Source organism: Streptomyces sp. YKOK-I1 (genome assembly GCF_054660435.1).
Window position 1 is genome coordinate 6,229,892 of sequence record NZ_BAAGDR010000001.1, and the last position, 13,021, is coordinate 6,242,912.

25 protein-coding genes are annotated in these 13,021 nt (G+C 67.4%); 23 read left to right on the top strand and 2 right to left on the bottom strand.

What is annotated here, in order from left to right; all coding sequences use genetic code 11:
* Positions 1–10: 10 nt before the first annotated feature.
* Both ACYQ8Q_RS27710 and ACYQ8Q_RS27715 read left to right on the top strand, forming a co-directional pair.
* Positions 11–1,147, top strand: a complete 1,137-nt coding sequence (locus ACYQ8Q_RS27710; RefSeq protein ID WP_460068580.1) for an acyltransferase family protein — start codon at positions 11–13, stop codon at positions 1,145–1,147.
* Between the two features lie 52 nt (positions 1,148–1,199).
* Positions 1,200–2,027 (top strand): hypothetical protein, encoded by an 828-nt coding sequence (locus ACYQ8Q_RS27715; RefSeq protein WP_460068581.1) that lies wholly within the window; start codon positions 1,200–1,202, stop codon positions 2,025–2,027.
* Positions 2,028–2,040: 13 nt separating this feature from the next.
* Here the strand turns inward: ACYQ8Q_RS27715 and ACYQ8Q_RS27720 are convergent, their stop codons facing one another.
* Positions 2,041–2,265, bottom strand: a complete 225-nt coding sequence (locus tag ACYQ8Q_RS27720; protein WP_460068582.1) for a hypothetical protein — start codon at positions 2,263–2,265, stop codon at positions 2,041–2,043.
* Positions 2,240–2,734: a hypothetical protein gene (locus tag ACYQ8Q_RS27725; RefSeq protein ID WP_460068583.1), complete on the bottom strand. Its 495-nt coding sequence runs from the start codon at positions 2,732–2,734 to the stop codon at positions 2,240–2,242. The genes ACYQ8Q_RS27720 and ACYQ8Q_RS27725 overlap by 26 nt, the downstream gene beginning before the upstream one ends.
* A 482-nt stretch (positions 2,735–3,216) precedes the next feature.
* Between ACYQ8Q_RS27725 and rpsJ the strand changes: the two genes are divergently transcribed.
* From rpsJ to rplO, 21 genes are all read left to right on the top strand, one after another.
* Positions 3,217–3,525 carry a 30S ribosomal protein S10 gene (rpsJ, locus tag ACYQ8Q_RS27730; protein WP_003948644.1) on the top strand — a complete coding sequence of 103 codons (309 nt, stop codon included), beginning with the start codon at positions 3,217–3,219 and terminating at the stop codon, positions 3,523–3,525.
* Between the two features lie 17 nt (positions 3,526–3,542).
* Positions 3,543–4,187 carry a 50S ribosomal protein L3 gene (gene rplC / locus ACYQ8Q_RS27735; RefSeq protein WP_007384065.1) on the top strand — a complete coding sequence of 215 codons (645 nt, stop codon included), beginning with the start codon at positions 3,543–3,545 and terminating at the stop codon, positions 4,185–4,187.
* Between the two features lie 8 nt (positions 4,188–4,195).
* Positions 4,196–4,849, top strand: coding sequence for a 50S ribosomal protein L4 (gene rplD / locus ACYQ8Q_RS27740; RefSeq protein WP_055632344.1), 654 nt, complete (start codon positions 4,196–4,198; stop codon positions 4,847–4,849).
* Positions 4,849–5,268 carry a 50S ribosomal protein L23 gene (gene rplW / locus ACYQ8Q_RS27745; RefSeq protein WP_460068584.1) on the top strand — a complete coding sequence of 140 codons (420 nt, stop codon included), beginning with the start codon at positions 4,849–4,851 and terminating at the stop codon, positions 5,266–5,268. Before rplD ends, rplW begins: the two co-directional genes overlap by 1 nt.
* A 40-nt stretch (positions 5,269–5,308) precedes the next feature.
* Complete coding sequence (gene rplB, locus ACYQ8Q_RS27750; RefSeq protein WP_030788280.1) at positions 5,309–6,145, top strand: 50S ribosomal protein L2; 837 nt, start codon at positions 5,309–5,311, stop codon at positions 6,143–6,145.
* A gap of 12 nt (positions 6,146–6,157) precedes the next feature.
* Complete coding sequence (gene rpsS, locus ACYQ8Q_RS27755) at positions 6,158–6,439, top strand: 30S ribosomal protein S19 (RefSeq protein WP_003992359.1); 282 nt, start codon at positions 6,158–6,160, stop codon at positions 6,437–6,439.
* Between the two features lie 45 nt (positions 6,440–6,484).
* Positions 6,485–6,832 carry a 50S ribosomal protein L22 gene (rplV, locus tag ACYQ8Q_RS27760; RefSeq protein WP_004571827.1) on the top strand — a complete coding sequence of 116 codons (348 nt, stop codon included), beginning with the start codon at positions 6,485–6,487 and terminating at the stop codon, positions 6,830–6,832.
* Positions 6,832–7,662, top strand: coding sequence for a 30S ribosomal protein S3 (gene rpsC, locus ACYQ8Q_RS27765; RefSeq protein WP_133914850.1), 831 nt, complete (start codon positions 6,832–6,834; stop codon positions 7,660–7,662). Before rplV ends, rpsC begins: the two co-directional genes overlap by 1 nt.
* A 5-nt stretch (positions 7,663–7,667) precedes the next feature.
* A complete protein-coding gene (rplP, locus tag ACYQ8Q_RS27770) occupies positions 7,668–8,087 on the top strand; it encodes a 50S ribosomal protein L16 (protein WP_030788270.1) in 420 nt (139 codons plus the stop codon).
* Positions 8,087–8,311, top strand: a complete 225-nt coding sequence (gene rpmC, locus ACYQ8Q_RS27775; protein WP_460068585.1) for a 50S ribosomal protein L29 — start codon at positions 8,087–8,089, stop codon at positions 8,309–8,311. The genes rplP and rpmC overlap by 1 nt, the downstream gene beginning before the upstream one ends.
* Positions 8,311–8,595, top strand: coding sequence for a 30S ribosomal protein S17 (gene rpsQ, locus ACYQ8Q_RS27780; RefSeq protein WP_460068586.1), 285 nt, complete (start codon positions 8,311–8,313; stop codon positions 8,593–8,595). Before rpmC ends, rpsQ begins: the two co-directional genes overlap by 1 nt.
* A gap of 100 nt (positions 8,596–8,695) precedes the next feature.
* On the top strand, positions 8,696–9,064 hold the full coding sequence (gene rplN / locus ACYQ8Q_RS27785; protein WP_003998823.1) for a 50S ribosomal protein L14: 369 nt from the start codon (positions 8,696–8,698) through the stop codon (positions 9,062–9,064).
* A gap of 2 nt (positions 9,065–9,066) precedes the next feature.
* Positions 9,067–9,390, top strand: a complete 324-nt coding sequence (gene rplX / locus ACYQ8Q_RS27790; protein ID WP_030039760.1) for a 50S ribosomal protein L24 — start codon at positions 9,067–9,069, stop codon at positions 9,388–9,390.
* On the top strand, positions 9,390–9,947 hold the full coding sequence (rplE, locus tag ACYQ8Q_RS27795; RefSeq protein WP_067249204.1) for a 50S ribosomal protein L5: 558 nt from the start codon (positions 9,390–9,392) through the stop codon (positions 9,945–9,947). Before rplX ends, rplE begins: the two co-directional genes overlap by 1 nt.
* 5 nt (positions 9,948–9,952) lie before the next feature.
* Positions 9,953–10,138: a type Z 30S ribosomal protein S14 gene (locus tag ACYQ8Q_RS27800; protein WP_003956452.1), complete on the top strand. Its 186-nt coding sequence runs from the start codon at positions 9,953–9,955 to the stop codon at positions 10,136–10,138.
* A gap of 214 nt (positions 10,139–10,352) precedes the next feature.
* Entirely contained in the window at positions 10,353–10,751 is a 399-nt protein-coding gene (rpsH, locus tag ACYQ8Q_RS27805; protein WP_358990596.1) for a 30S ribosomal protein S8, read from the top strand.
* Positions 10,752–10,775: 24 nt separating this feature from the next.
* Entirely contained in the window at positions 10,776–11,315 is a 540-nt protein-coding gene (gene rplF, locus ACYQ8Q_RS27810) for a 50S ribosomal protein L6 (protein ID WP_460068587.1), read from the top strand.
* A gap of 3 nt (positions 11,316–11,318) precedes the next feature.
* The gene (gene rplR, locus ACYQ8Q_RS27815) at positions 11,319–11,702 is read left to right on the top strand and encodes a 50S ribosomal protein L18 (RefSeq protein WP_055632352.1); all 384 of its coding nucleotides are present in this window, start codon (positions 11,319–11,321) and stop codon (positions 11,700–11,702) included.
* Between the two features lie 36 nt (positions 11,703–11,738).
* Positions 11,739–12,344, top strand: coding sequence for a 30S ribosomal protein S5 (rpsE, locus tag ACYQ8Q_RS27820; protein WP_315884872.1), 606 nt, complete (start codon positions 11,739–11,741; stop codon positions 12,342–12,344).
* A complete protein-coding gene (gene rpmD, locus ACYQ8Q_RS27825) occupies positions 12,344–12,526 on the top strand; it encodes a 50S ribosomal protein L30 (protein ID WP_055632353.1) in 183 nt (60 codons plus the stop codon). The genes rpsE and rpmD overlap by 1 nt, the downstream gene beginning before the upstream one ends.
* 2 nt (positions 12,527–12,528) lie before the next feature.
* A complete protein-coding gene (gene rplO / locus ACYQ8Q_RS27830; protein ID WP_003974249.1) occupies positions 12,529–12,984 on the top strand; it encodes a 50S ribosomal protein L15 in 456 nt (151 codons plus the stop codon).
* Positions 12,985–13,021: the final 37 nt, after the last annotated feature.

Sequence of the window (13,021 nt, forward strand, 5' to 3'; positions counted from 1 at the left end):
CCTGACGGCGATGTCTGCCCTGCCTCTCATACGACCCACGACGCCACAGCCCGCGCCCACGGCGGCGCCCCCCTCACCCGGCCGCCCGCGCCCGCGTCTGTACGCCCTCGACGGCATCCGGCTGCTCGCCGCCCTGATGGTCGCGGTCCACCACTACGCCGGCACCCGCCGGGTGAACCAGCCCGGCAATCCCGTCTGGGACCGCCCCGTGTCCGAGATCATGCCGACGGTGTTCCACTTCGCGGCCTACGGCTGGATCGGCGTCGAGATCTTCTTCGTGATCAGCGGCTTCGTCATCTGCATGTCCTGCTGGGGCCGAACACCGCGCCAGTTCTTCGTCTCCCGCGTGATCCGTCTGTACCCGGCGTACTGGTTCGCGGTCCTCTTCACCACGGCCGTCCTGGCGGCCGTACCCGGCGTCTGGGAACGCCTCGCCCCGAGGGACGTCCTCCTCAACCTGACCATGCTCCAGTCGGGTTCGGGCGTGCGGAACGTGGACGGCGTGTACTGGACGCTGTGGTCCGAACTCCGCTTCTACCTCCTCTTCCTCGCGGTGGTGTGGGCCGGACCCACCTACCGCCGGGTGGTGCTGTTCTGCTGCGTCTGGGGCGCGGCGGCGATGCTGGCGCCGGTCGCCCGTCTGCCCCTCCTGGAGCTGATCGCCGACCCTGAGGCCTCCTGGTACTTCATCGCGGGCCTCGCCCTCTACCTCATGCACCGCTTCGGCCAGGACCTGCTCCTGTGGGGCATCCTCGCGATGGCCTGGCTGATGGGCCAGAAGGAACTGGGCCAGCGCATCGACGAGGTCGAACACGTGGGCAGCTGGCGCGGAGCGGTCCTGATCTTCACCGTGTTCCTGCTGCTCATGGTCGCCGTGGCGCTCGGCTGCACGGACCGGATCCGCTGGCGGTGGCTGGTGACGGCGGGCAGCCTGACCTACCCGCTCTACCTGATCCACTACGCGGCCGGCACCACCCTGATCAACCGCCTGCGCGACGCGATGGACGCCCGGCTGCTGGTGGCGCTGCTCCTGGCGGGATTCCTGGTGCTGAGCTGGGCGGTGCACCGGTGGGTGGAGCGGCCGGTGGCGGGAGCGGTGAAGAGGGGGCTGGACGCGGCGTTCGTGAGGGTGCGCGCACGGGGGTGAGGAGCGGCCGCTAGGCTGCCGATCTTCCTCTCCCCATCCCTGGAAGGTGTGAATGAGAACAGGCAGAACCGCCGCGGTGACCGTCCTCGCGGGCGTGCTGGGACTCTCGGTGCTGGGCGCGCCGGCGGCCCAGGCGGCGGACACGGGGATCACCGTGTCGAACATCGTCGTCAACGACGGCAAGCCGATCGTGGTCGGCACGTCGAAGGAGGTGGAGCCTCCTCTGAGCTTCGACATCACCCTGCCCTCCGGGTACAGCACCGCCGACCCGTCCCGGTACGAGGCGTATCCCTTCCTCTACCGCGGCAACCTGCGGACGGCGGCCGACACCGGCGAGAACTTCATCCAGCCGGGCAGCTACACCTGCTACGAGCAGAGCACGAAGAAGGCCCACTGCGAGGGCAACCTCTACATCGACCCGCACCCGAGCCAGGAGCACGTCGACTCCAACGCCGACGCCACCACCTGGAAGGTCGCGGTGTCGCTCCACCTGTTCAAGGCCAGCGGCGCCCTGAAGGCCGAGGAGTACGAGACCAGGTCCCTGACCGTCCCGCTGCGGAGGGCGGCCAAGCTCACCACGGCCAACGCCTCGCCGGAGCCGGTGACCAAGGGCAAGACGATCACCGTCACCGGCAAGCTGACCCGGGCGAACTGGAGCACCAAGAAGTACGACGGCTACAGCGGCCGGACCGTGAGTCTCCAGTTCCGCGCGGCGGGCACCGACACCTTCAAGACGGTCAAGAAGGTCACCTCGGGCAGCACCGGCGCCCTGAAGGCCACGGTCACCGCCTCCGTCGACGGCTCCTTCCGCTGGGTGTACAACGGCAACACCGCGACCGGCACCGCGACCGGCGCGGCCGACGCCGTCGACGTGCGCTGACGTGCACTGACGTTCACCGAAGGGCGCCGGCACCGCTCACACGGAGGTCGGCGTCCGCTCCGGACGCGGGGCCCGCGCCCAGCTCGGGAGCCCGCCCGCTGGGGGCGTCCGCGAGGGCGGCCTCGATCGCGAGGCGCGTCCGCGCCGGGTCGCGGCGGTAGCGGACCCCCGAGACGTGGGAGCGGTTGCCCACCCGCAGCAACGTGGTGTCCTCACCCAGGTGTTGGACCTGCTCCACCTCCGAGAAGAGCCACTCGCGCCGGTTCCTGCCGCAGAACAGCAGGCGCTGCGCGGTGGTCGACCGCGTCGCTGGTGTTGTCGGCGGCGTCGGTGGCCGTGACCGTGTAGCTGTGCGAGCCGCTCGCGGCGGTCAAGGCGAGGGTCTGGGCGCCGCCGGTCGCGGTGGCCTTGGCGACGGCCTCCCCGGGATCGCCGTACTCGTCCGTCTCGGCGACCTCGATGCGGGACCCCCGCTCCGCCGTGACCGTCAGGCCGACCTTGCCGCCCCGGCCCGTGTGCGGCCGGACCACCTTCGGGCGGCGCGGCGCGGTGACGTCCAGCGACGCGGACGACGACGTACCGCTGTCGCCCGACCCGCCGCAGTAGGTGTCGTAGCCGAGACCGCCGCAGACGTACGAACCCGTGTCCGACGGGCAGGAGTGCCAGCGGTGGCACCCGTCGCGGTGCGCCTGGGCCGGCGCCGGCACCAGGGGAGGACAGCAGCCCCGGCGATGTCCTTGTACTTCCCTTACGTTCTGACCAGGGGGCCGTCGGCCCGCTTGGTTTGACCTGCGTCACGTCCGGGGTATTCTCTCCGGCTCGATTGGCGGAGGCCCTGCCCCGTGTGGCAGACTAGCGGGGTTGCTCGGTCGAGTGTTGATGCTGTGCGCCTCCCGCCGGGAGGACCGGAAGCGAGTCCCACAGTACTCGTCGCCCTAACTGCCTCACGGCAGCGCTGGGGCGGACGTACGGGAATCTTTCGGGAAGCGCGGTGCGGCAGCGGCCAGGCGCCCGGTGGGCCTTCCGCCCCCGGCCTGCGGTACCGGAAGGGCCGTGTGCATTCCCGTAGGGATGTTCGAACAAGGGACATCTTTGTCAGTGGGAGCGCGACACGCCCGACCGCGTGGGTCGGAGGAAACGGAAGCCGGCGGGCTCCAGAGCGAAGAAGACAAAGGACTACTGAGTAGCCATGGCGGGACAGAAGATCCGCATCCGGCTCAAGGCCTACGACCACGAGGTCATCGACTCCTCGGCGAAGAAGATCGTCGAGACGGTGACTCGCACTGGTGCGTCGGTCGCGGGCCCGGTGCCGCTGCCCACTGAGAAGAACGTGTACTGCGTCATCAAGTCGCCGCACAAGTACAAGGACTCGCGCGAGCACTTCGAGATGCGCACGCACAAGCGCCTGATCGACATCCTCGACCCGACGCCCAAGACCGTTGACTCTCTGATGCGACTCGACCTCCCGGCCGGTGTCGACATCGAGATCAAGCTCTGAGGGTCGGTGATCTGAGAATGGCTAAGCAGATCAAGGGCATCCTGGGCGAGAAGCTCGGCATGACGCAGGTGTGGGACGAGAACAACCGTGTTGTTCCGGTCACCGTCGTCAAGGCCGGCCCGAACGTCGTGACCCAGGTGCGTACGAACGACGCGGACGGCTACGAGTCCGTCCAGATCGCCTTCGGCGAGATCGACCCGCGCAAGGTGAACAAGCCCCTCAAGGGCCACTTCGCCAAGGCCGACGTCACTCCCCGCCGCCACCTCGTCGAGATCCGTACCGCTGACGCCAGCGAGTACACCCTCGGCCAGGAGATCACCGCCGAGGTGTTCGAGGCCGGCATCAAGGTCGACGTGACCGGCAAGAGCAAGGGCAAGGGCTTCGCCGGTGTCATGAAGCGTCACAACTTCAAGGGCCTCGGCGCCGGTCACGGCACCCAGCGCAAGCACCGCTCGCCCGGTTCCATCGGTGGCTGCGCCACCCCGGGCCGCGTGTTCAAGGGCCTCCGCATGGCGGGTCGCATGGGCAACGAGCGTGTCACCACCCAGAACCTGACCGTCCACGCCGTTGACGCGGAGAAGGGTCTGCTGCTCATCAAGGGCGCTGTCCCCGGTCCGAACGGCGGCCTCGTCCTGGTCCGCACCGCGGCCAAGGGGGCCTGAGGTAACCGATGAGCACTGTTGACATCCTTTCGCCTGCCGGCGAGAAGACCGGTAGCGTCGAGCTCCCCGCGGAGATCTTCGGCGTGGAGAAGGTCAGCATCCCGCTGATCCACCAGGTCGTCGTCGCGCAGAACGCGGCTGCCCGCCAGGGCACGCACAAGACCAAGACCCGTGGCGAAGTCCGTGGTGGTGGCAAGAAGCCCTACCGCCAGAAGGGCACCGGCCGCGCCCGTCAGGGCTCGACCCGCGCGCCGCAGTTCGCCGGCGGTGGCGTCGTGCACGGCCCCCAGCCGCGCGACTACTCGCAGCGGACCCCCAAGAAGATGAAGGCTGCCGCCCTGCGTCACGCCCTCACCGACCGGGCCCGCCACAACCGCATCCACGTCGTCACCGGCGTGGTCGACGGCGACATCTCCACCAAGGCCGCGAAGACGCTGTTCGGCAAGATCTCGGAGCGCAAGAACCTGCTCCTGGTCGTCGAGCGCAGCGACGAGGCCGCGTGGCTGTCCGCCCGCAACCTGCCCCAGGTGCACATCCTGGAGCCGGGCCAGCTGAACACGTACGACGTGATCGTCTCGGACGACGTGGTCTTCACCCAGGCCGCTCTCGAGTCCTTCGTCGCCGGCCCGAAGGCCAACGACACCGAAGGGACTGAGGTCTGATGGCCACCCGTCACCCCTCCATCGCCTCGAAGGCCGCCAAGGCCGCGAAGGCCGCGCGCGTCGCCAAGGCGAAGCGTCACGCCACCGAGGGCAAGAACACCGTCGTCACCGCGCCCAGCAAGGCGTACACGGACCCCCGTGACGTGCTGCTGAAGCCGGTCGTGTCGGAGAAGAGCTACGCGCTCCTCGACGAGAACAAGTACACGTTCATCGTCGACCCGAACGCCAACAAGACCCAGATCAAGCAGGCCGTCCAGGCGGTCTTCTCGGTCAAGGTCACCGGGGTCAACACGATCAACCGCATCGGCAAGCGCAAGCGCACCAAGACCGGCTTCGGTCAGCGTGCCGGCACCAAGCGCGCGATCGTGACCCTTGCTGAGGGCGACCGTATCGACATCTTCGGCGGTCCGACCGCCTAAGGGCGGTCCGGATCGTCCGATATCGGACGAGGACTGAAAAATGGGAATCCGCAAGTACAAGCCGACTACGCCGGGCCGTCGTGGCTCCAGCGTCGCCGACTTCGTCGAGGTCACGCGGTCCACGCCGGAGAAGTCGCTGGTTCGCCCCCTGCACAGCAAGGGCGGCCGTAACAATTCCGGTCGTGTGACCGTTCGCCACCAGGGTGGCGGACACAAGCGCGCCTACCGAGTGATCGACTTCCGTCGTCACGACAAGGACGGCGTGCCGGCGAAGGTCGCGCACATCGAGTACGACCCCAACCGCACCGCGCGCATCGCGCTGCTGCACTACGCCGACGGCGAGAAGCGCTACATCCTCGCCCCGCGCAACCTGCAGCAGGGCGACCGCGTCGAGAACGGTCCCGGGGCCGACATCAAGCCGGGCAACAACCTGGCGCTCCGCAACATCCCGGTCGGTACCACGATCCACGCGATCGAGCTCCGTCCCGGTGGCGGCGCCAAGTTCGCCCGCTCCGCCGGTGCCTCCGTGCAGCTGCTCGCGAAGGAGGGCTCGATGGCCCACCTCCGCATGCCTTCCGGTGAGATCCGCCTGGTCGACCAGCGCTGCCGCGCCACGGTCGGCGAGGTCGGCAACGCCGAGCAGAGCAACATCAACTGGGGCAAGGCCGGCCGCAAGCGCTGGCTGGGCGTTCGCCCGACCGTCCGTGGTGTCGCGATGAACCCGGTCGACCACCCGCACGGTGGTGGTGAGGGCAAGACCTCCGGTGGTCGCCACCCGGTCTCCCCGTGGGGTCAGAAGGAGGGTCGTACTCGTTCGCCGAAGAAGGCTTCGAACAAGTACATCGTCCGCCGCCGCAAGACGAACAAGAAGCGCTAGGAGCGGGTTTAGATGCCGCGCAGTCTCAAGAAGGGGCCCTTCGTCGACGACCACCTGATCAAGAAGGTGGACGCCCAGAACGAAGCAGGCACCAAGAACGTCATCAAGACCTGGTCCCGTCGCTCCATGATCGTGCCGGCCATGCTCGGCCACACGCTCGCGGTGCACAACGGCAAGACCCACATCCCGGTGTTCGTCACCGAGTCGATGGTCGGCCACAAGCTCGGCGAGTTCTCGCCGACGCGCACCTTCCGGGGTCACGTCAAGGACGACCGGAAGTCGAAGCGCCGCTAGTAGCGGATCGCATTCAGACAAGTAAGTAACTCTGAAGGGACAACCATGGAAGCCAGGGCCCAGGCGCGGTACATCCGCGTCACGCCCATGAAGGCCCGCCGTGTGGTGGACCTCATCCGTGGCATGGACGCCACGGAGGCCCAGGCTGTTCTGCGATTCGCTCCGCAGGCAGCCTCCGTGCCCGTCGGCAAGGTGCTCGACAGCGCCATCGCCAACGCCGCGCACAACTACGACCACACGGACGCCTCCTCGCTGGTCATCAGCGAGGCATACGTCGACGAGGGCCCGACCCTGAAGCGGTTCCGGCCGCGCGCCCAGGGCCGTGCCTACCGGATCCGCAAGCGGACCAGCCACATCACCGTGGTCGTCAGCAGCAAGGAAGGGACCCGGTAATGGGCCAGAAGGTTAACCCGCATGGGTTCCGGCTCGGCATCACCACGGACTTCAAGTCCCGTTGGTACGCCGACAAGTCGTACAAGGACTACGTCAAGGAAGACGTCGCCATCCGTCGGATGATGACGTCCGGCATGGAGCGCGCCGGCATCTCGAAGGTGGAGATCGAGCGCACCCGTGACCGTGTCCGCGTGGACATCCACACCGCGCGTCCCGGCATCGTCATCGGCCGCCGCGGCGCCGAGGCCGACCGTATCCGCGGCGACCTGGAGAAGCTGACCAAGAAGCAGGTCCAGCTCAACATCCTTGAGGTCAAGAACCCGGAGACGGACGCTCAGCTGGTGGCCCAGGCCGTCGCCGAGCAGCTCTCCTCCCGCGTCTCCTTCCGTCGGGCCATGCGCAAGAGCATGCAGTCCGCCATGAAGGCCGGCGCCAAGGGCATCAAGATCCAGTGCGGTGGCCGTCTCGGCGGCGCCGAGATGTCCCGCTCGGAGTTCTACCGCGAGGGCCGTGTGCCCCTGCACACGCTCCGCGCGAACGTGGACTACGGCTTCTTCGAGGCCAAGACGACCTTCGGCCGCATCGGTGTGAAGGTCTGGATCTACAAGGGCGACGTCAAGAACATCGCCGAGGTCCGCGCCGAGAACGCCGCTGCCCGCGCCGGCAACCGCCCGGCCCGTGGCGGCGCCGACCGTCCCGCCGGCCGTGGTGGCCGCGGTGGCGAGCGTGGCGGTCGCGGTCGTAAGCCGCAGCAGGCTCCGGCTGCCGAGGCCCCCAAGGCCGACGCTCCCGCCGCCGCTCCGGCTGAGAGCACCGGAACGGAGGCCTGACCGACATGCTGATCCCCCGTAGGGTCAAGCACCGCAAGCAGCACCACCCGAAGCGTCGCGGTGAGGCCAAGGGCGGTACGACGGTCGCGTTCGGCGAGTACGGCATCCAGGCCCTCACGCCGGCGTACGTGACCAACCGCCAGATCGAGGCGGCCCGTATCGCGATGACCCGCCACATCAAGCGTGGCGGCAAGGTCTGGATCAACATCTACCCGGACCGCCCCCTCACCAAGAAGCCTGCCGAGACCCGCATGGGTTCCGGTAAGGGTTCGCCGGAGTGGTGGATCGCGAACGTGCACCCGGGCCGGGTCATGTTCGAACTGTCCTACCCGAACGAGAAGATCGCCCGTGAGGCCCTCACTCGCGCAGCCCACAAGCTGCCGATGAAGTGCCGGATCGTCAAGCGCGAGGCAGGTGAAGCGTGATGTCGGTCGGCACCAAGGCGTCCGAGCTGCGCGTACTGGGTGACGAGGAGCTTCTGGCGAAGCTCCGCGAAGCCAAGGAAGAGCTGTTCAACCTCCGCTTCCAGGCGGCGACGGGCCAGCTCGAGAACCACGGCCGTCTGAAGGCGGTCCGCAAGGACATCGCGCGGATCTACACCCTGATGCGCGAGCGTGAGCTGGGCATCGAAACGGTGGAGAACGCCTGATGAGCGAGAACAACGTGACTGACAACGCAGAGGCGCGCGGCTTCCGCAAGACCCGTGAGGGTCTCGTCGTCAGCGACAAGATGGACAAGACCGTCGTCGTCGCCGTCGAGGACCGCGTCAAGCACGCGCTGTACGGCAAGGTCATCCGCCGTACGAACAAGCTCAAGGCGCACGACGAGCAGAACGCCGCGGGTGTCGGCGACCGTGTCCTCCTGATGGAGACCCGGCCGCTGTCCGCGACGAAGCGCTGGCGCGTCGTCGAGATCCTCGAGAAGGCCAAGTAAGTCTCCTGCGGGGCATCCCTCGCAGGACAGTTCCGCCAGGCTCCGGGAGCCGCTTTGGTGAGCGGCTCCCGGGGAACCGGCAGACAAACAGGAGATAGACGTGATCCAGCAGGAGTCGCGACTGCGTGTCGCCGACAACACTGGTGCGAAGGAGATCCTTTGCATCCGTGTGCTCGGTGGCTCCGGTCGCCGCTACGCGGGCATCGGTGACGTCATCGTCGCCACCGTCAAGGACGCGATCCCCGGTGGCAACGTGAAGAAGGGTGACGTCGTCAAGGCGGTCATCGTTCGCACCGTCAAGGAGCGCCGCCGTCCGGACGGCTCGTACATCCGCTTCGACGAGAACGCCGCCGTCATTCTGAAGAACGACGGCGACCCTCGCGGCACCCGCATCTTCGGCCCGGTCGGCCGTGAGCTGCGCGAGAAGAAGTTCATGAAGATCATCTCGCTCGCGCCGGAGGTGCTGTAAGCATGAAGATCAAGAAGGGCGACCTGGTCCAGGTCATCACCGGTAAGGACAAGGGCAAGCAGGGCAAGGTCATCGCGGCCTTCCCCCGCGAGGACCGCGTCCTGGTCGAGGGTGTCAACCGGGTCAAGAAGCACACCAAGGCCGGCCCGACCGCCAAGGGTTCGCAGGCCGGCGGCATCGTCACGACCGAGGCCCCGATCCACGTCTCCAACGTCCAGCTGGTCGTGGAGAAGGACGGCAACAAGGTCGTCACGCGTGTCGGTTACCGCTTCGACGACGAGGGCAACAAGATCCGCGTTGCCAAGCGGACGGGTGAGGACATCTGATGGCTACCACCACCACTCCGCGTCTCAAGACGAAGTACCGCGAGGAGATCGCGGGCAAGCTGCGTGAGGAGTTCTCGTACGAGAACGTCATGCAGATCCCCGGCCTCGTCAAGATCGTGGTCAACATGGGTGTCGGCGACGCCGCCCGTGACTCGAAGCTGATCGAGGGCGCGATCCGCGACCTGACCCAGATCACCGGTCAGAAGCCGGCCGTCACCAAGGCCCGCAAGTCCATCGCGCAGTTCAAGCTGCGTGAGGGTCAGCCGATCGGTGCCCACGTCACGCTCCGTGGCGACCGCATGTGGGAGTTCCTGGACCGCACCCTGTCGCTCGCGCTGCCGCGCATCCGCGACTTCCGTGGTCTGTCCCCCAAGCAGTTCGACGGCCGTGGCAACTACACCTTCGGTCTCACGGAGCAGGTCATGTTCCACGAGATCGACCAGGACAAGATCGACCGTGTCCGGGGTATGGACATCACCGTGGTCACCACGGCGACCAACGACGCTGAGGGCCGCGCGCTCCTTCGTCACCTCGGCTTCCCCTTCAAGGAGGCGTGAGCGAGATGGCGAAGAAGGCTCTGATCGCTAAGGCTGCTCGCAAGCCCAAGTTCGGTGTGCGCGCGTACACCCGCTGCCAGCGCTGCGGCCGTCCGCACTCCGTGTACCGCAAGTTCGGCCTCTGCCGCGTGTGCCTTCGTGAGATGGCTCACCGTGGCGAGCTGCCGGGCGTGACCAAGAGCTCCTGGTAACACCCCTATTTAGGGGTTCCAGAGGCTCTCGGTAAGCAATGGGCGTGTCAGGCGCCCACCTCTTCATGGCTTAGGCTTGGAGGGTTGGGCGCCTGACGGTCGCCCGTACGACTTACTACGCCGTAGGTCCACCGCGCCGCACCCGTCCCGTCTCGGATCGGGGAGAGGGATGGCGCACCAGGAAACCCCGGCGAGAGAGGCCACAGGCCAATTCATGACCATGACTGATCCGATCGCAGACATGCTGACGCGTCTGCGGAACGCGAACTCGGCGTACCACGACTCCGTGACGATGCCGGCGTCCAAGATCAAGTCTCACATCGCGGAGATCCTCCAGCAGGAGGGCTTCATCACAGGCTGGAGCGTCGAGGACGCCGAGGTCGGCAAGAACCTCACCCTCGAGCTGAAGTTCGGCCCGAACCGTGAGCGCTCCATCGCGGGCATCAAGCGGATCTCCAAGCCCGGTCTCCGGGTGTACGCGAAGTCCACCTCCCTGCCGAAGGTGCTGGGCGGCCTCGGCGTGGCGATCATCTCCACGTCGCACGGGCTCCTCACCGACAAGCAGGCCGGCAAGAAGGGCGTAGGCGGAGAAGTTCTCGCCTACGTCTGGTAGCAGAAGGGAACGGAGGAAACAGCTATGTCGCGCATTGGCAAGCTCCCCATCACGGTTCCCGTCGGCGTGGACGTCACCATCGACGGCCGGACCGTGTCGGTCAAGGGTCCCAAGGGCTCGCTGACCCACACCGTCGTGGCGCCGATCGACATCGCCAAGGGTGAGGACGGCGTTCTGAACGTCACCCGCCCCAACGACGAGCGTCAGAGCAAGGCCCTGCACGGCCTGTCCCGCACGCTGGTGGCGAACATGATCACCGGCGTGACCCAGGGTTACGTGAAGAAGCTCGAGATCAGCGGTGTCGGTTACCGCGTGACCGCCAAGGGCTCGAACCTCGAGTTCGCGCTCGGTTACAGCCACCCGATCCTGGTCGAGGCCCCCGAGGGCATCACCTTCAAGGTCGAGGCTCCGACCCGTTTCTCGGTCGAGGGCATCGACAAGCAGAAGGTCGGCGAGGTCGCGGCCAACATCCGCAAGCTGCGCAAGCCCGACCCGTACAAGGCCAAGGGCGTCAAGTACGAGGGCGAAGTCATCCGCCGCAAGGTCGGAAAGGCGGGTAAGTAAGCCATGGCATACGGGCAGAAGATCCTGAAGGGCGACGCCTACAAGCGCGCCGCGATCAAGCGCCGTCACATCCGGATCCGCAAGCGGATCTCCGGTACGGCGGAGCGTCCCCGTCTGGTCGTTACCCGCTCGAACCGCCACATCGTGGCCCAGGTGATCGACGACATCAAGGGTCACACCCTGGCGTCGGCGTCCACCCTGGACACGTCGGTCCGCGGTGGCGAGGGCGACAAGTCCGCGCAGGCCAAGCAGGTCGGCGCCCTGGTCGCCGAGCGTGCCAAGGCCGCCGGTGTCGAGGCTGTCGTATTCGACCGTGGTGGCAACCAGTACGCCGGGCGCATCGCCGCCCTGGCGGACGCCGCCCGCGAAGCCGGGCTCAAGTTCTGAGCCGCTCGTAGCTAGCGGAAAGAGAGAGGTAATCCAATGGCTGGACCCCAGCGCCGCGGTGGCGGTGCCGGTGGCGGCGAGCGGCGGGACCGTAAGGGTCGTGACGGTGGCGCAGCCGCCGCCGAGAAGACCGCTTACGTTGAGCGTGTCGTCGCGATCAACCGTGTCGCCAAGGTTGTGAAGGGTGGTCGTCGCTTCAGCTTCACCGCGCTGGTCGTGGTGGGCGACGGTGACGGCACCGTGGGTGTCGGTTACGGCAAGGCCAAGGAGGTGCCGGCCGCCATCGCCAAGGGTGTGGAGGAGGCCAAGAAGCACTTCTTCAAGGTCCCCCGTATCCAGGGCACCATCCCGCACCCGATCACGGGTGAGAAGGCTGCCGGCGTCGTGCTGCTCAAGCCCGCGTCCCCCGGTACCGGCGTGATCGCCGGTGGCCCGGTGCGCGCCGTGCTCGAGTGCGCCGGTATCCACGACGTGCTGTCGAAGTCGCTCGGCTCGTCCAACGCGATCAACATCGTGCACGCGACCGTGGAGGCCCTGAAGGGCCTGCAGCGTCCCGAGGAGATCGCGGCCCGCCGCGGTCTGCCGCTCGAGGACGTCGCCCCCGCGGCCCTGCTTCGTGCGCGTGCCGGGGCTGGTGCGTAATGGCCCGCCTCAAGATCACGCAGACGAAGTCGTACATCGGCAGCAAGCAGAACCACCGTGAGACCCTGCGCTCGCTCGGGCTGAAGCGCCTGAACGACGTGGTCGTCAAGGAGGACCGCCCCGAGTTCCGCGGAATGGTGCACACCGTCCGCCACCTCGTGACGGTCGAGGAGGTCGACTGATCATGGCGGAGAACAACCCGCTCAAGATCCACAACCTCCGTCCCGCCCCGGGCGCCAAGACCGCCAAGACCCGTGTCGGTCGTGGTGAGGCGTCGAAGGGTAAGACGGCCGGTCGTGGTACGAAGGGCACGAAGGCCCGTTACCAGGTTCCGGAGCGCTTCGAGGGTGGCCAGATGCCGCTCCACATGCGTCTCCCGAAGCTGAAGGGCTTCAAGAACCCGTTCAAGACCGAGTTCCAGGTCGTGAACCTCGACAAGCTGGCCGCGCTGTACCCCGAGGGTGGCGAGGTCACCGTCGAGGGTCTCGTCGCCAAGGGTGCCGTTCGCAAGAACAGCCTCGTCAAGGTGCTCGGCCAGGGCGAGATCTCCGTGGCGCTGCAGGTGACGGTCGACGCCGTCTCCGGCTCCGCCAAGGAGAAGATCACCGCCGCCGGCGGTACCGTCACCGAGCTCGTCTGACCACATCAGGCGTCTCGATGACTTGAGCGATCCCGAC